Origin of the sequence: Gelidibacter salicanalis, from assembly GCF_007997285.1 — a bacterium.
Classification (GTDB): domain Bacteria; phylum Bacteroidota; class Bacteroidia; order Flavobacteriales; family Flavobacteriaceae; genus Gelidibacter; species Gelidibacter salicanalis.
The window spans coordinates 1-17,184 of sequence record NZ_VORX01000001.1 but is presented as its reverse complement, the minus strand read 5'-3'; the positions used below and the strand labels follow the sequence as shown (position 1 = coordinate 17,184).

Here is a 17,184-nt window from a genome sequence, read left to right as displayed (position 1 = left end):
TTTGGAATTGGGTCCAAGATTTTTGAGGGAAGCGCATTGCCCGAAATGGAGCTTTTCGCGGAATGGAGTGGCAATGGGCTGAAGGTCTATGACGCTAAATAAAAGTCAAGGAGCTCGATCGAAAGCGGTTTTGACTTCAAAGTTGGGTACTATTATGATATTATTCACTTTCCGACAGTCTTCGGGAATGAGCGGACAAATGGAGTGGGATCGGAAACTTTGGAGTTATGTATAATCAGTTGTTATAGTGGTAAATTTGCTATATGCATAATCAATACCTTCAATACCTTCAATAGTACCAACAGTTGCCAATACATAAATCATTAGATATTTTTTAATTATGAGAATGAGTTGCTCAAGATTAAAATTGTAATTTCAGAAACAAGATGATATGTCTATTCATTGACATTTATGGTTTGCACTAAATTATCAGTCGCTTTATTTGGATTAACGATGTAGCCATTTGATAAAAAACTTTAACCTAAATGGCAACACAAGAAACGTCATAAATCCACAAATTAAAACGGCACTAATGATTCCCTTAATAAAATGGACTGGCAAGGCCTCGGTATATTTTAGCACCAATGGTTGAATGATAACTGTGAGTGGATAGACCGCTAAAAAGGTCACGGCCCACTGTTTTCATTTTTTCATTCTTTTCATTCTTTTCATTTATGAAAACCATAAGGTTTCCCAATTGTGCCGTCCATTTTATGCTTAAACCATTTAATAATATTTATGTTATAGAAGTTGAAAATTTACTATAATAAACTTGTTTATTTCCAATCATTTAAAGTATCTGGTTTATGAAAAATATGTTTGTATTCAATAAAATTGTGGATGGCAGCCATTCCATTTGGACGTCCCAATCCGCTCATTTTAAAGCCACCTTTTTCAAACTCATCATTAACCTGCGCCCAGTCATTAATCCATATTGTACCTGCATCAATTTCTCTTACAACTCGTTTTGGTAAGTCAACATCTATACTCCATACAGATGCAGCTAATCCATGTATATTATCATTGGCAAGTGCAATAGCTTCTTTTTCAGTATCAAATACTTGTAATGTTGCTATAGAGCCAAAGGTTTCTTCTTGCATAATTTCCATTTTATAATCAGATACTTCTAACAACGTTGGTTAATAGAAATTCGGTTTCTTTGAATGTTTTCTTAGCAATGGCAATTGCTTTTTCTGCATCAGCTTTGGTGCCATCTGCGTAAGTTCCTATAACTTCTCCTGTTGCTGGATTATGACTTTCGTTGTGAGTATTACTATCAGTTCACTCTTTGTTAATCCAGGTTAATGGGATTGTGCCTTCCCTCTTTTTTAATATTTAGTGTTATTTTTTTATTTATATGTGTCTAATACTTATTTAATCTTTCTAAAATATAATTATTTTGTTGCGTTTCCACGCATTTCTTTTAGAGCTTTTGTCCAATTCTGTAATTTTTTCAACATTACATTTGCTGACTTCTCCATAGATTCAGTCGCCTCAAAAACATCATTTTTATTTATGAATTGAGTGAAAAACGGAATATTTACAGCTTGCGGTAATGGCATCATCCCTAAAGTAGTTATAGGGGCTTTCAAATCTTGTACTGCCCTAGTTCCACTTGATAATCCACCATAGCTCACAAATCCAACTGGCTTTTCCTGCCATTCCTGAAACAGATAATCCATAGCGTTTTTAAACGTAGCGGGTGCACAATAGTTGTATTCTGGCGTAACGAACACGAAGGCATCCGCTTCATCAATTGTCTTACTCCATTTTTTTGTGTGCTCATTTGTGTACTGTCGCACACTAGGGTGGTTAGGTTCATCCATTAAAGGCAGGTTAATTTCCTTTAAATCCAAAATTTCTATGTCGAAATCGGAATGTTGTTTGGCTATTTTTAAAAACCATTCTGCAACAATGGGTCCTTTTCGTGTAGGTCTTGTGCTACCTATTATAACTTTAAGTTTATATTTCATCTGTCTTACTAAAATTTAATTTTTACTAAATATCGCATACACAATATTGTGTAAACTATTCTATATTAATTTTCTAAATGATCGAATTTCCCGTTAATAAAATCATTAAAAACTTCAATCAATTCTTCTCTGGTATTCATTAAGCGTGCTTTTCTGTGCAAAAGCTGTACTTAAAGCTCTTCATATCCATTAAACTTCGGGCTCACGATTCGTTTCCATTCCGGATGTCTTTTTATGTACGCAAAAACGTAAGGACAAAAAGGGAGCAATACAATTTTCTTATCATCAAGATAATGCAATGTTTTCTCCACTACTGCAGCTGCAGCACCTTTTCCAGCTAATTCTGGGTCGGTTTCGGTATGTACTAATGCTATTTGGCTGCCAAATTCTTTATAGTCTATAAAAGCAAAGTGTCCGTCAATTTCTATTTCAAAACGTTTTTTGTCTTCGTTTTTAACTAATGGGATGTCAAAATATTCTGTTTTCATATCTTAAATTTTTTTTAGTTACGTTATGACAAGTTTTTAAATCGGTTAGCGATTTCTAATTTACAGCTATTTAAGCTAAAATTTTATTTCTGTTGTAAATACAAAATGGTACAAGGTATCTCCTTGACTGCTCTGTTGTAAAAAAGCACCTGGAAAAATAACGTTGGATTCTAATTCAAAACTAATAAAATTATTGAGTTGATATCCTGTGATTGCACCGATCTGGTTCCCGATAAACCGTTCATCATTTTCTGGTGGATAGTTTATGATCAGGGCTGGATTGTATACACCATCGTTCGTAGAAAAACGCCAGAAGGCCACATAATCAAACTCTATATCAATCTTTCCAATTTTGCTTTTGATGTAAGGATGCACATCTATCAAGTTGGATGGGCCAAAACGAGCCACACGCCCAAAATAGGCACCCCTTGGATAAAGTGCGTCGAAAGAATTCAAGGTGTTATCATCGCTGGTTTTATCGCCACTAATAGCTTCCGTTTTTGCGCCAATTGTAAATGGAGTTGCCGCATCGAATTCTTTTTCAATAATAAGGGAAGCCGTCCAAGCGGAAATAGTTTCACTTCCGAATTTCCCTAATTGATAAACAAATTCATTGTTGTAATTTAGGCCTTGCCACGTACCAAAATGTCTTAATCCAAAGGATGTTCTATAATCATTTGCTGTAACCTCATTCCAAGATTTATCAGTCTCTTCCTTATAAAAAATATAAAAATCTGTATTGGTTTTCTCGGTCCAGTTTTGTGTCCAGTAGAGTGCTGAATGTGTTTCATCAGTTTGGAATGCGTCATTATCAAAAATACCGAATTGCTGTTGCACCGGAATGGCGTAAAAACCGGTTATTTTGGTATTCTGATTTGTGTATTGCAGCTGGGCCATATCGAAAGATAGGCGCACATTTGGGCCTTCGCGAACGTCTATTAAACGTCCTGTGCCCAAGCGCATATTTTGGCGACCTACGAGCATGTTGAAATTGTCGTTAAACTGGTATCGCGCAAATAGCTGATTAACATTTAACTCATCTTTATCTACTGGCGCAATTGCCTCTTTACTCGATACTAAACTGGAATTTAATTCGCCAAAGATCTCAAATTTTGAACCCATTTTTAAGTGTGCGTGAATCATACCACGATGCAGAAACCAATAATCATTTTGGTCTTGATTTTTATCAAATTGCTCATTGATATAAGCTTCAATTTGAAAACGGTAGCTTCCGCCAAAGCTCAAAGTTGTAGTGTTTCCTAATGCTATTGATTTGATTTCTTGATAGAAATCTTGAGGTTCGTCAATAACAATACTATCGTTTTGGCGCAGCCATTGAAAACCCAGAACATTGGATTTTGACTGTTTTGTATTTTGAGCCAAAGCGACTTGAGGCATTAAGAATAAACAAATAAGACATAGTATGGTTGTGGCTATTTTCATCATTCTCAAAATTTACGAATTAACAATACGCCGGCAATTAGAAATGCAATTCCTAAAAACCGTTGCCAGTTTATTGTCTTTACTGGAAGCCCTAACAGGCCATAATGATCCAATACTAATGAAATTACCATTTGTCCTGCAACCACCAAAGAAAATGTTAATGCCGTACCAAGTTTTGGCGCTAATACAATTACGGCTGCTACATAAAACGCACCTAATAAGCCTGCAATCCAAACGATTGGGGAAACCGATTTGACATTAGAGAACAAGGAGAAATCAAATTTTATAATAAATAAATAGATAAGTAGACCGAGTGACCCTACCAAAAAGGATGCAAAAGCCGCAAATACAGGCTGGCTTACAGATTTACCAAGTTGTACATTAAGCCCCGCCTGAAGCGGCAATACGGCTCCTGCGACAATCGCAAAAATTATATAGACCAGTTGTGATTTCATACTGCATTCAAATTAATTTTTAAAAATTCTGTTATCCAAAGAGTATTTTCCGGCACCCATATAAGCGATAAAACCAAATACGATTGAATATATAATAGGGGTGTCCTGAACATCTGCCGCATCGTGTAAGTGAACTACTACAAGACCTGTTAAAGTAATGGATATAATAGCAAGGGCTGCAAATCTTGTAAAAAAACCAAGAGCCACTAATATTGCGCAAAACACGTTGGCAAAAATGGCGTAATAGGTTGAAAATGTACCGCCAAGACCTAATGGGTCAGGAATGTGTGTAACTGCTTCTTGTATATTCAAAAGTTTTGGTAGCCCGTGAGCCTTCATTAGCGCAACAGCCGCAAGTATTCGAAAAACCAATAAGCCTAAATCTTTATTTGGTTCAGCAATCAGTATTTTATTTAGAAGTGCTTTCATAACATTAATATTCTTTCAGACTTATATGAAAAAAGGGATTGGTGTATAACACAACCAACCCCAATTAATTCTATCCTGAATGTTGGATTATTGCTTAATAAACTGAAGGTCGATTGCAAATTGAATGGTATCGCTTACTACGATACTTCCCGCTTCGGTTACTGCATTCCAAGTAAGTCCAAAATCTTTTCGGTTGATTTTACCTGTAATTTCAAAACCAGCTTTGGTTTGTCCGTAAGGGTCAACTGCTACACCATTGAAATCTGTATTTAAGGTAACTTCCTTTGTTACATCTTTTATTGTTAAATCGCCTACAATTTTGTTGCCATCGAATGATGTTGATTTAAAAGTCAATTCCGGATATTTTTCAGCATTGAAAAAATCTTCTGACTTTAAGTGTGTGTCTCTATCTTCATTTTTTGTGTTGATAGAATCTACTTTCGCAGAGAAATTGAATTTTGCGTTTTTGAAATCATCGCTTTCTGTTTCTGCGGAAGCATCAAATTTTTCAAATGCTCCTTTTACGGTTGATATCATCATATGCTTTACTTTGAAACCTACTTCAGAATGCGATGCATCTACGTTCCATTTTGCTTTTGTTGCTGTTTCCATTTTTATTTGTTTTTAAAAATTAATATTTGTTATTATTATTCTTTGGCATCAAAATAATCAGCCAAAAAAAGTCAATTTTATTACTAATTGATTTTTATTTTTTTTTCGTTATTAAATAATCTACTGAATATTTACCGGCGCCCAATAATGCAATCGCAATGTAAATTGTAGCATAAAGAAGTGGTAACTCTTGTCTTCCGAAACCATCGCTTTCATGAATTATAAATATTGCAACAAACATTGTAATAATAAGGGGTATGGTTGCTAAACGAGACCCCAATCCTATTATTAAAAGAATAGAACATAAGACTTCAGCAAAAACAGTTAGTGAAAGCGATGCTGCTGCGCCCACCCCAAGAGGATCTGCAAACTGAATTGGTGCTGCACCGAACAATGTTACAAACTTGCCCCAGCCGTGAGTTAACATAAGCACCCCTACTGACAGACGTAATATTAAAAGCACAATGTTAATAGGGTTTGAATATGCGCCTGGATTGAGGATGTTTTTTACTGTTGTATTCATTTTTTTAAATTTAGCTATTGTCGTTGATAACCGCCATAATATTTTACTGGCGACCATTCTGGAATGATTGTCGGCAACGGTGGATTCATTTTTTGATATTCTTTGCTACCAAAAACCACTTTCCCATTCACTACGGTAAGTACCGCTTCCAAAGATTTGATTTGCTCTTCCGGAACGCTAAAATAATCATCAGAAAGAATGGTGAAGTCGGCATACATTCCGTTTTCTAAAGTTCCTTTCACATCTTCTTCTTTAGACATCCAAGCACTTCCTTTGGTATATAAATAAAGAGCTTCTTCCCGTGTTAATTTATTTGAAGCTTCTGCCAATTGCAAACCTCCCACAGTTTTACCTGATACTAACCAATATAATGCTGGCCAAGGATTATAGCTCGCTACACGCGTACCATCGGTTCCTGCGCCTACAGGTATTCCTGCATCCATCATTTTCTTAACAGGTGGTGCTTGTTTCGCTTTTTCAGCTCCGTAACGCTCAACAAAATACTCTCCTGCATAAGCCATTCTTGCTTGAATCGCAATTCCACCATTTAAAGCTTTAATACGCTTTAACTCGACATCCTTTATGGTTTCGGCGTGGTCAATTAACCATCTGTTGGAAGTTAATTTGCCATTGGTTTCTTTGTTTACCTCTTCAATAACATCAAGAATGTGGGCAATAGTTTCGCCATAGGTGGCATGGATTCTAAAAGGCCATCCATTATCAGAATGCAGTTTTAAAATCTTCTTTAAATCTTCACGCCAGGTTGGTCTGTCTTCAAGCATCGGTTGTGGTGCCAAGAAATTTTCAAAATCCCCAACACTCCAAGCTAAAAATTCGCCACCACCTTCTAACTCATAACCGTGGTCTAAATGGATTTCGCCATTCTGACCGATTTTATTATTCGCCATCCACTCTTGAAATTCAGCATATTCTTCACCTTTATTCTGTGGAAATAAGTAGTAAGATAATCTAATTGGCATTTCGCCTTTTTCTGCAATGGCTTTAGTTCCTGTATAATCTTTTGGGAATTTATGGCCACCACCACCAGCATCAATACCACTGGTAATTCCAAAACTGTTCAATTCTCTATAAAATTGCTTTGAACCGTTAACCATTTCTTGTTCGCTCAAAGGCGGTAATCCACCAATTCTTGCATACAAAATCCCTGGATTAGGCTCTGCCAATAATACACCTGTTAATTTTCCATCAGGTCCTTTTTCAAATTTACTGCCTTCTGGAGCTTCGGTGTTTTCATCAATATCCATCGCTTTAAGACCGGCTTTATTTAACCAACCTCTACTATATAGGTACAATACGAATGCCGGAACATCTCCAGTAGCTTCATTGATTTCTTCTGGGGTAGGGAATCTGTTTTCTTCAAACTGATATGGACTCCATCCACCAATTACTCTTACCCATTGTCCATCAGGGGTGCGTTCTGCTTGTTCTTTCAACATTTCTAAAGCACGCTTTAAGGTTTTTACGCCATCCCAACGCAGTTCGGCATTGTAGAAACGTCCACCTCTTGTAAGATGTAAATGTGAGTCATTCAATCCAGGGATTAATGTTCTTCCTTTGGCATCTATGACTTTAGTACCATCAGATTTCAATTTTAAAATTTCCGCTGTAGTACCTGTCTTTAATATTTTGCCATCTTTTACTGCTATGGCTTCAGTAGTTGTTCGGTTGTTGTCCATAACTGCAACCTTTGCATTGGTTACGATTAGGTCTGCTGCTTCTGCACTTGAGTTTTGTACTGTTTTACAAGAAACAAGTGATACAGCAAAAAGTAATAATACTATTAATTGTTTCATTTTTTAAGTTTTAAAAGCTCTTCACTTAAAAGCAAGTGAAGAGCTTACTGATTATATATTAGTGCTTCAACATTTTTCTGGCATATTGTAGTCCAAGACCATATCCACCACCAAAACGCATTGCTAATTGGTTTACAGCTTCGTAAGTTTCGCTTCTTGCCCAATCACGTTGCAATTCTAATAAGTATTGCATAGATGTAATAGGCTTTGCTCCAGCTTGAATCATTCTTTGAACTGCCATTTCGTGAGCTTCTTGAGAAACATCGCCAGACGCATCTGTAATGATATATACTTCGTAACCATCATTAATTGCCGACATTGCAGGGCCAACAATACAAACGCTCGTCCAAAGTCCTGCCATAACAATTTTTTTCTTGTTTTTTCCTGTAATCGCTTTGTAGGCGTTTACATCTTCCCAAGTATTCATCGTTGTTCTATCAACATAATCACTTTCATTTGGATAAAACTCACTGATTTCTGGAAATACAGGTCCCGCGAAAGATTCTGCTGCAACCGTAGTAACTACTGTGGGAACATTAAATATTTTTGATGTTCCTGCTACCAAACCTACATTGTTACGTAACTGGATTGGATCAATACCATTTACGGCAAAAGCCATTTGACCTTCGTGATCAATTAATAATAAAGAGTGATTGGTTGGGTTTAACAACTCTGGACTCGGTTTTTGAGCAAAAGCGTTTAACGTGATTGCTAAAAATAATACGAATGTTAATTTAATTGTTTTCATTTCTTTAATTGTTTTTAATGTTTGTTTTCTGTCTTTAGTGACGGTTAATAATTATTGATTTACTTGATTTAATTAATGTTCATTGGTACTTCCATTAAAAGCACACGAGCATCTTCCGTTGCTTTTATGGTAAAGCTGTCTGTATCCCAAACACCCATTCCATCTCTTTTAGATAGTTTTTCACCGTTAAGCTCAACTTCGCCTTCAAGGATAAAGGCATAGACACCATTCCCTTTTTTGTTGATTTTGTACTCATCAGAATTTCCTTTGGTAAATTTGCCGATATTGAACCAGGCATCTTGATGAGCCCAAACACCTTGGTCATCCTTGTTTGGAGAAAGTACTTGATAGAATTCGTTCTCTTTTGCAATATCCTTAAGTGAAATTTGGTCGTAACGTGGCTCAACATTTCGTTTGTTTGGAATAATCCAGATCTGTAAAAACTTTACTGGCTTGTCTGGGTTATTATTGTATTCTGAATGCATCACGCCAGTTCCTGCGCTCATGACTTGAATGTCACCTTCTCTAATAATAGTTTTGTTACCCATATTATCTTCATGCTTTAAATCGCCTTCCAATGGGATGGAAACAATCTCCATATCTTGATGCGGGTGTGTGCCAAAACCTCTGCTTTCCGAAACGGTATCGTCATTTAATACTCTTAATACTCCAAAGTTCATTCGCTCTGGATTGTGGTAATTTGCAAAACTGAAAGTGTGTTTTGAATGGAGCCAGCCATGATTAGCATCTCCTCTTGTGTCTGCTCTGTGAATTATTGTGTTCATAGTTTTAATTTCTTTATTGGGTAAATGATTATACCCTACATTGTTATTAATTAATGAATTGTTTGGGTTTTCTTTTTTCAATTTAGCAAGAGCGGAAACTCCAAAAAGAGTTGCCATACTACCTACTACTGAAGTTTTTAAGAAGTCCTTACGTTTCATCCTTTTTATATTTAATTTCAATTAGTAATGAGCCAATCTTATGCCAAACCACTAAACACCTTAATATCAGTTAAATGTATTATATTTGACTATTTTTGTCATTCTATTTCTTAAGAAATGTCTGTTATTTGAGAAATATTTACTTAATTTTAGCTTCTAGATAATGACTTATATGACGGAAGTAACGGAGATTGTATTGGCAAAAGAGTGGTTAGTGGATGCATTGCCCTATGAAATATTTTGGGCGGATGAAACTGGGGGTATTATTTACGGAAATAAAATCCTGTGTGAACGCCTTCAATATTCACAACAAGAGCTCACAAAACTTACCATTTTCGATATCAATACTACAGTCACTCTCCAAAGCTGGAAAACTCATTGGGAAAATGTTAAAAAAAACAAGATTGAGAACTTTAAAGCCATACACCGAAACAAGTCTGGCAAATTTTATGAAGTAGAAGTTTTTGCGCAGTTTTTCTCAAATGGCAGAAAAGAAATGATCTGTGGTATTATGAATGATATTTCATCATCCAGTTTTTATAAAAACCTGATTGACAATGTTGAAACTATAGCAAAAGTAGGCGGCTGGAAGCTGAATCTTCAAGACGGCTCCATATTGGTCACAAAAGAAGCATTATGCATTTTCAATAAAGAAAATAATGAAGATTTTCATCCAAGCAAAATTGTCCATTTTTTTAAAGATGAGGAGCTATTTAGAAATAGCATTGTTAAAACCATCAAAAACGCTATCCCTATAGACCACGTATTTGAAACAAAAGAAACTCCAAGCAGATATATAAGAACGATCGTAAAGCCCGTTTTAAAAGGCGACAAAATTTTTAAAATTGTTGGCGTTTACCAGGATATTACAGAACAAAACAAAAAAGAAATTAGGCTCAAATTTTTTAAGGATATCATTGATAACGCTCAAGATTTAATTTTTATATATAATAGAGATGGAAAATTGCTGGAATTCAGTAATTCGGTTTCAGACACATTGGAATATTCTAAAAAAGAGCTGCAAGGTTTCACTATTTTTGATCTAGACCCAGGAGTTACAAAGGATTGGTGGGAAACCCATTTTGCTCAAATCAAACTAAAAGGTTCAATACAATTAGAATGGCTCGTTAAAAAAAAGGGAGGGACAAAATTCCCTGCTGATATCGTGGCTAATTATATAGATTACGAAGGTCAGGATATTAATTGTGCTGTTGTTCGAGATATAACAAATAGAAAAGAACGTGACCTGAAATTGTTTCAAGCGATGGATGAAATTAAAGCGTTAAAAGATAGGCTAGAAATAGAAAATGAATATTTACAGGAAGAAATAAATGTGAATTTCAATAAGGATAATATCATTTCCATAAGTGAGTCCTATGCAAAAGTTCTTAAGCAAGTAGAGCAAGTGGCACCCACATCTACCACGGTTTTAATAACAGGCGAGTCGGGAACAGGAAAGGAATTACTGGCTCACGCCATCCATAATAACAGTTCAAGAAAAGATAGGGCTCTTATAAAGATAAACAGCGCTACATTGCCTAAAGAGCTCATAGAAAGCGAACTGTTCGGACATAAAAAAGGTGCATTTACTGGAGCAGTAGCAGATAAAGTCGGGAAATTTTCAATGGCAGATGGCGGCACCATATTTTTAGATGAAATAGGCGAAATGCCAATTGAACTTCAATCAAAATTATTGCGCGTTATCCAAGAAGGCGAATTTGATGAATTGGGCGGCACAAAAACTATTAAGGTCGATGTTCGAATCGTGGCTGCTACAAATAGAAAATTGGAGGACATGGTAGCGGAAGGTACATTTAGGGAAGATTTATTCTACCGCCTCAATGTATTTCCTATTCATAGCATTCCTTTAAGGGAAAGAAAAGAGGATATTCCGCCTCTGGCACAATATTTTTTAGAAAAGTATGCCACACGGGCAGGGAAGCCATTCAAGCGTCTTTCCAAACAAACTATTGAACAATTGATGGATTATGATTTCCCAGGAAACAATAGAGAATTGGAAAATCTTATCGAAAGGGCGGTTATTATTGAAAATGGAACAACATTATTTCCCGGCAGTTGGATACCTACAAAATCCAAAAATAGTAAGTCTGCAAAACTGTTAACTTTTGAAGAAGTACAAAAGGAGCATATTGTAGATGTCTTAAAGCGTACCAAAGGTAAAGTGAGTGGCATTAATGGTGCAGCCGGTATTTTGGATATGAATGCAAAAACATTATTCGCCAAGATGAAAAAATTGGGTATTGAAAAGGAAACTGTTTTTAAGAGTTAACCTGATTTGATTGACCGCAAAACATCATAAAGCTTTTAATTGTGAGATTATCTTAACTTTTATATGTAGGCACTAATAACAAATCATTGCTTTCATTCGGCGATTATCATCGTGATCTGCGGGATACCTTTTCACATGCTCATGGTTTTGTTTCCCGCTGATTTCGTCGATATTCGCAGAGTTATTACTCGTATGACAAAAATAGAATCATTAGTGTCCGATAAAAATAAATAATAAATTAACAAACTCATTTAAAGCAAGGGACATTAGAAGATTTCCGAAATTAGACCTTGCATTTTAGAAAATGTTCCTACCGGGAGGGAATGTGCGATTTTAATTTAAATGATCGTTGTTTGTCAGTTAGTTGCAAACAAGTCTTAATTCTTTGTTCTAACAGCGCAGCGGTCTTGATTCTTTATCGGACAACAATGAAATAGAATTTACAATTTACTTGATAATCCCGTTGAATTAAAAAATTATTACAGCTACGGATACATACTATGATCGAAAATAAAAACAACATAACGTTTTGGAGCGATGGAAATGGCCACGATTTTCTTGAATGGGCCAACCTTCATGAAAGTGAATTGGTTTCTAATTACAACGTCAACTTATTTGAAGAATACGACAGCGAGGTTGACAAACTCACAGAGCAATGGATGAGAAAAGGCGATTTTAAAACCATTATGAAGTCATTACATTCCAATAGTGATGAGAAGGGAATGCCAGAAGATTATATCGAATTCAAGAAAAATTTACAAGTAGTTCCAGAGTGGCTAGATCTCGATTTAATACTTGAGGGATGCCAACTTTCAGAAAGGAGCGGATTAACCAGGTTATTGGTCTTACGGAATTTCGCCTTATTGGGGGGTTATAATTTTGCAAACCTAACCAAACCTTTAGTAGCCACTGGCTCCTTGGAAAAAGGTGCCGCTTATCGCCTTTATAATACACTTAATTTCTGGGTTGATGTAAGCAGAAGTCATGCAAAATCCGGAGAGCTGCGGTTAAATGGTTGTTTAAGAACACGATTGGTGCATTCGGCGTCACGATTGATGATTCAGAATAAACATCCTGATTGGAATGTTGGGACCTATGGCGTTCCTATTAATCATGCTGATATGGTGGCGACCAACATCGCTTTCACTGTCTATTATTTATTCGGACTACAAAAATTGAATTTTAAGTTTTCTGAAAAAGAAGAATCAGGTATTTTTCACCTTTGGAAATATGTAACCTATCTTTTGGGTGTACCTGCAGAAACTATTCCCAACGATAAAGCGGAAGCTCTCAATTTTTTCCACTTTTGGACAAGGTATCAGGCGCAGCCCGATCAGGACGCCCTTAAACTCACAGCTTCTCTATTACATGAAAACACGCCTATAAGTATTTTCAAATTAGACATCATCAAACGAAATATGGAATACATCCATACAAGTATATCCAATCATTTAATAGATAGCACGATTAGGAAGAACTTAGAAATACCAGAGGTCCGATTCAAAAATATCATACCCAAAGCGCTGCAATTAAAAAACCAATTGACAAAAAATAATGAAAGCCAGATAAAAGACGGACGAGAAAAACAAAGAAGCGTGCTCAATGACTATAAAAATCGTATTACCTAATCTGATTTTCTGGTATTAATCATTTAATACCCAATGCACCAGATGGGCATTGTGCTACTTGATTAAGCAATTCCTGTGTCGTGGCAATCTCAGGTTGTATCCAAGGCCTATCTTTCGGATCGTAACTTTTGGTAATGTCTTTACACATATTCCTGAATGGATGCATCAGATAAGGTACTCCTTTTAGGAATATGGTTTAGCTGAAAACTATTCGATTTCCCCGATAGACCGAGCATTGCCCCAGGCATTTCCCGCGACGATGTGCACTTTGAGAACTCACTAAAGCAAAAGCAACACAAATTATAAGAGGTTGCGAAGAAAAAGCAGGCAAACCCTCTATTAAGACTGGTTATATAAGTTATGGTCGTGTGGAAGTTTTATCTTATATGAATACCCGGCACGATTCCAATATGGATAAATATATTGATTATAGAGACCGAGGACTTGTAACCATTGATACGTTGCCTACCATTACACTAGGTAGTTGGGGAAGGAAGATCGAAGCTTTTCAGATTCAACTTACTCCAAAGGCATCAGAACATAACATAGAGCGTGACACATTAGACGATGTGATTACAGCCAAGTTTAAGTTCTTTCAATATGTTTTTGACAGCGTCACTGAAGTTCATATTATTCCAGATAAAAATATCGCTTATGTAAAAGCAAAATTAATACGAACCAACGAAACTCCGTTTTTTACTGAGATTTTTGAAAAGAACAATAAAAAAGAGGTTATAAGAACCCTAACTTTCAGAAAAACTACTGAGGGATGGAAGTTTTGTGATTAAGCTTATTAATCCTAATTTTTCGAATTGAATTATTCAGATTACTATATTGTAAATACCAATTAGAATCTAATATTTCCTCAAAGTCTTCTTCAAAAGAAACATTGAGATTCAGGTTCCTGATTTCTTTCGGCTGTAAGTTTATGGATTTAAGGTCATCAATTAGCAAAATAGAACTGGGTAATCGTTTTGTTGAATTATCTTTCAAATTTACTCTTTTCCGATAATTTTTATCAATTGCCAAGAATTTGATATCCCTCAATATTTTCTTGGAATACTCAAAAGTATTAATTAAGTCCATTTCAATATTTAAACTTATGGCTATTTCGGAGTGATGGTGCCACGTGTTTCGGTCAAACCGTGCCACTTTGAAAGATACTGCAATTATATAAAATTTTATTGTTATTCGTTCTTTAAAGGTATCCTCTAGCACCGATTGACTTTTAAAAATCAACTTTTTTCCTCGATGCCTTCTACTTTAAACACAACATCGATTTTGACTAATTCATTAACATTCAATGTTGGAAGTAAAAAACTATTAAACTGAGTGTTCTCCGTTTTGCTATGCAAAACACCTCTTGTAGTGCCAATAGTTAACATGACTAAATGACCAATAAACCCTTTAGGAACTACTAAATCCGTTTTAGATTCGTTATAGAAACTATCCCAAGCTTCCGCCGTTATATTGAAGTGACAACCAACCTCTATAACTAAAAACGGTGATTTTTCTTGAATGAGACTTGTTGAAAAAATCACAGAGATTATCCTGTTATCAAAATTCATCCCAAATCGTAATCCAGCCTTTAAATCTACTAAATCACCTTCTTTATAAGAAGATTCAATGATAGCAAACTGCTCCGTAGTTATTTTTTTTAAAGCAAAACCGATTTTATTTTTTTCCTCAGTCATTATGCAACTAATTTAAGACAGTTATCAGGCTCGCTTTCATAAGAAAATGAACTAAATAATTCATCATAATTTGAAAGACTGGACGCAACACTTACCAATTCATCAGGTTTAGTGTACCTGCTATATTGCTCAATTTGAACTTGAATTGTTGTTTGAAATTCAGGCACTTCTATCAAACCAATATTTAGTAGTCGTTCAATTTTAGTTATAGTTTCTAATTGAAGGTTTTCAGTTCCTTTCAATAGCTTATTCACATATTGTGGTGAGCAAATCATTGCTTCCGCTAACTCCTTTTGAGTTTTTGGAAAAATATTAGCAGTTTTGTTTGCTTTAAGTGCAGACATTATTTTTACAGCAATAGCAAAAGAAATATCAAGCCAAGCCTTATTTTCTTTTCGATATTTTGCTCTTTCAATCCAAGTATTATCTTGTTTTGAAGATTCTTTAAGCCTGTTTTTTATGTTGTTAATACTCATCGGTATGTATTGGTCCTTTTTTAATTTAACTCAAAGAATTCTAAGTTTTCATCATCTTCCTCTTGTAGGTAATTTCGAGTGAATTCCAGTTTATCTAATTCCAAAATTAAATGGTCTCTTGTATTCATTGTAGGGGTAAGTTTAATTGCTCCACCGCAAACTACAAATAAGTTGGCTTCTATTCTTATTGCATAAATACGAAGCCAGCTAGGTCTTTTCATTCCTTTGGCTTTGTCTCGTTCGAGATTCTCGCCGATAACTCTTTGTGATAAGGGTTCAAATAATGTAGATAATGTTTCAAGTCTTTCAGTTTTTCCGGATTCGGCTATGTATAATATTTCTTCTTCGAAAAGTCTTGCGTCTTCTTTTGTTTTTATAATAGCTTGTTCAATTGATATGCCATTCCAAAACTTATTGTCTAAATCTTCCTTGTGCTGTTCGAAAAACTCTCTTAAATAAATGGGATCGTTCCATAATTCAAAACATTTTGCAAATTCGTTTAACTCTTCAGTATCATATTGAACTGAATATAAACTCTCTTTTACTATTGCAAATGTATCAATTATTTTCATTAAATCAACCTGTAAGTTTATTTTTAAAACAAATTTAACTGTTTTGAGTAAGTTCTATAGATTTTATTTAAAAAGTAAGCAACAAGATATTAACATATTTCGATCTAATGGCTAAAACCAATTACCTATATTCAAAATGCTAATTTAAAGACCCTGTATTGCCTACCCAAAAACAGTTTTTTAAATATCTGTTCAAGTTAATATTACAAGAAGAACAATGTCAAATAGAATTATAGGTTGTTGTATCTTCTTTTATATCTTTTAAACTTACAGGCACCAATTTATGCCCAAACATTTTTAAAACATGATTTACCTTATCAAGATTCAAATTTGTTTTGTTCTGTTCTATTTTTCGAATCACAGTTAATGCCACTCCTGCCCTATCAGCAAACTCCAGTTGAGTAAGATTAACTTGCTTTCTTCGTGTTTTTACAAAATCTGCGAGTTCTTTCATTATATGTTTTTACGTATAATTATAATCAAAAATACACAATTATATGCGATAACATATAATTAATTCAAAATGAAAAGCAGCATATGTTATTGCATTTAGCTATAAGGTTTTTTTTAAAACTTTATTTATAGCATTAATAGTAGCCATTCAGACATAATTACCTTTTATAATTACATATTATGCTCTTTCTTTCATCAGCTCTCTAAAAGATGTAGTAAGTGTAGTAAATGTAGTCCTAAAACATATAATATTTTAAAGAAGCTGGACTGGAAGTTGGAAAAGCTGGAATATAATATACTTTTTTCTTTCACCAGCTCTCAAAAGATGTAGTAAGTGCAGTAAATGTAGTTCTAAACAAAAGAAATATTTTTAGAGTTACGCACAGAAAATTTGAAAAGCTGGAATATTAGGAGCTGTGTGAACGTCCTAATTCTAAAAAAGTATGAATATTGTGTGAATATGAAAAATGAAAAAAGGGTCTCAATCTCTTGAAACCCTTATAAACACTAGTGACGGATCATTCCTAAAAGTTGTGTGTGAATTGAAATAGAATTTTGATTTTTGCAAAAAAAACCTGACTTTGGAAAATTATTTGGACCTACTGAAACTCATTCTTCCTGAATTTTTAATCAACCATTTCG

General features: G+C 34.9%; 19 protein-coding genes and 1 pseudogene. 3 read left to right on the top strand and 17 right to left on the bottom strand.

Annotation, left to right across the window (positions count from 1 at the left end; genetic code table 11):
- Positions 1 to 776: 776 nt before the first annotated feature.
- From ES711_RS00100 to ES711_RS00045, 12 genes and pseudogenes are all read right to left on the bottom strand, one after another.
- The gene (locus ES711_RS00100; protein WP_262713407.1) at positions 777 to 1,133 is read right to left on the bottom strand and encodes an aldehyde dehydrogenase family protein; all 357 of its coding nucleotides are present in this window, start codon (positions 1,131 to 1,133) and stop codon (positions 777 to 779) included.
- A pseudogene (locus tag ES711_RS16595) lies at positions 1,117 to 1,257 on the bottom strand (aldehyde dehydrogenase family protein); the annotation flags it as partial. The gene ES711_RS00100 and the pseudogene ES711_RS16595, both read right to left, overlap by 17 nt.
- 137 nt (positions 1,258 to 1,394) lie before the next feature.
- On the bottom strand, positions 1,395 to 1,973 hold the full coding sequence (locus ES711_RS00090) for an NADPH-dependent FMN reductase (protein ID WP_146888199.1): 579 nt from the start codon (positions 1,971 to 1,973) through the stop codon (positions 1,395 to 1,397).
- Between the two features lie 170 nt (positions 1,974 to 2,143).
- On the bottom strand, positions 2,144 to 2,461 hold the full coding sequence (locus ES711_RS00085; RefSeq protein WP_146888196.1) for a GNAT family N-acetyltransferase: 318 nt from the start codon (positions 2,459 to 2,461) through the stop codon (positions 2,144 to 2,146).
- A gap of 75 nt (positions 2,462 to 2,536) precedes the next feature.
- Complete coding sequence (locus tag ES711_RS00080; protein ID WP_146888194.1) at positions 2,537 to 3,907, bottom strand: alginate export family protein; 1,371 nt, start codon at positions 3,905 to 3,907, stop codon at positions 2,537 to 2,539.
- 2 nt (positions 3,908 to 3,909) lie between these two features.
- Complete coding sequence (locus tag ES711_RS00075; RefSeq protein ID WP_146888191.1) at positions 3,910 to 4,359, bottom strand: DMT family transporter; 450 nt, start codon at positions 4,357 to 4,359, stop codon at positions 3,910 to 3,912.
- Between the two features lie 12 nt (positions 4,360 to 4,371).
- Positions 4,372 to 4,788, bottom strand: a complete 417-nt coding sequence (locus tag ES711_RS00070) for a DoxX family protein (RefSeq protein ID WP_146888189.1) — start codon at positions 4,786 to 4,788, stop codon at positions 4,372 to 4,374.
- Between the two features lie 87 nt (positions 4,789 to 4,875).
- Positions 4,876 to 5,400, bottom strand: coding sequence for a YceI family protein (locus tag ES711_RS00065; protein WP_146888186.1), 525 nt, complete (start codon positions 5,398 to 5,400; stop codon positions 4,876 to 4,878).
- A gap of 94 nt (positions 5,401 to 5,494) precedes the next feature.
- Complete coding sequence (locus ES711_RS00060) at positions 5,495 to 5,923, bottom strand: DoxX family protein (RefSeq protein WP_146888183.1); 429 nt, start codon at positions 5,921 to 5,923, stop codon at positions 5,495 to 5,497.
- Positions 5,924 to 5,937: 14 nt separating this feature from the next.
- Positions 5,938 to 7,737 (bottom strand): amidohydrolase, encoded by a 1,800-nt coding sequence (locus ES711_RS00055; RefSeq protein WP_146888181.1) that lies wholly within the window; start codon positions 7,735 to 7,737, stop codon positions 5,938 to 5,940.
- 58 nt (positions 7,738 to 7,795) lie between these two features.
- Positions 7,796 to 8,485: a hydrolase gene (locus tag ES711_RS00050; protein ID WP_146888178.1), complete on the bottom strand. Its 690-nt coding sequence runs from the start codon at positions 8,483 to 8,485 to the stop codon at positions 7,796 to 7,798.
- Positions 8,486 to 8,553: 68 nt separating this feature from the next.
- On the bottom strand, positions 8,554 to 9,270 hold the full coding sequence (locus ES711_RS00045; protein ID WP_146889839.1) for a pirin family protein: 717 nt from the start codon (positions 9,268 to 9,270) through the stop codon (positions 8,554 to 8,556).
- Positions 9,271 to 9,601: 331 nt separating this feature from the next.
- Between ES711_RS00045 and ES711_RS00040 the strand changes: the two genes are divergently transcribed.
- Complete coding sequence (locus tag ES711_RS00040) at positions 9,602 to 11,719, top strand: sigma 54-interacting transcriptional regulator (protein ID WP_170245211.1); 2,118 nt, start codon at positions 9,602 to 9,604, stop codon at positions 11,717 to 11,719.
- Between the two features lie 500 nt (positions 11,720 to 12,219).
- Positions 12,220 to 13,347 (top strand): oxygenase MpaB family protein, encoded by a 1,128-nt coding sequence (locus ES711_RS00035; RefSeq protein WP_146888173.1) that lies wholly within the window; start codon positions 12,220 to 12,222, stop codon positions 13,345 to 13,347.
- Between the two features lie 19 nt (positions 13,348 to 13,366).
- Here the strand turns inward: ES711_RS00035 and ES711_RS00030 are convergent, their stop codons facing one another.
- Positions 13,367 to 13,495, bottom strand: coding sequence for a (4Fe-4S)-binding protein (locus ES711_RS00030; protein ID WP_394344878.1), 129 nt, complete (start codon positions 13,493 to 13,495; stop codon positions 13,367 to 13,369).
- Between the two features lie 238 nt (positions 13,496 to 13,733).
- On the opposite strand from ES711_RS00030, the gene ES711_RS00025 reads away from it, so the two are divergent.
- The gene (locus tag ES711_RS00025; protein ID WP_146888171.1) at positions 13,734 to 14,135 is read left to right on the top strand and encodes a hypothetical protein; all 402 of its coding nucleotides are present in this window, start codon (positions 13,734 to 13,736) and stop codon (positions 14,133 to 14,135) included.
- A 447-nt stretch (positions 14,136 to 14,582) separates the two neighbouring features.
- On the opposite strand, the gene ES711_RS00020 is transcribed toward ES711_RS00025, so the two are convergent.
- From ES711_RS00020 to ES711_RS00005, 4 genes are all read right to left on the bottom strand, one after another.
- Positions 14,583 to 15,041, bottom strand: a complete 459-nt coding sequence (locus tag ES711_RS00020) for a hypothetical protein (protein WP_146888168.1) — start codon at positions 15,039 to 15,041, stop codon at positions 14,583 to 14,585.
- The gene (locus ES711_RS00015) at positions 15,041 to 15,517 is read right to left on the bottom strand and encodes a helix-turn-helix domain-containing protein (protein ID WP_146888165.1); all 477 of its coding nucleotides are present in this window, start codon (positions 15,515 to 15,517) and stop codon (positions 15,041 to 15,043) included. Before ES711_RS00015 ends, ES711_RS00020 begins: the two co-directional genes overlap by 1 nt.
- Before the next feature lie 20 nt (positions 15,518 to 15,537).
- Entirely contained in the window at positions 15,538 to 16,089 is a 552-nt protein-coding gene (locus ES711_RS00010) for a hypothetical protein (RefSeq protein ID WP_146888162.1), read from the bottom strand.
- Between the two features lie 220 nt (positions 16,090 to 16,309).
- Positions 16,310 to 16,543: a helix-turn-helix domain-containing protein gene (locus ES711_RS00005; RefSeq protein ID WP_146888160.1), complete on the bottom strand. Its 234-nt coding sequence runs from the start codon at positions 16,541 to 16,543 to the stop codon at positions 16,310 to 16,312.
- Positions 16,544 to 17,184: the final 641 nt, after the last annotated feature.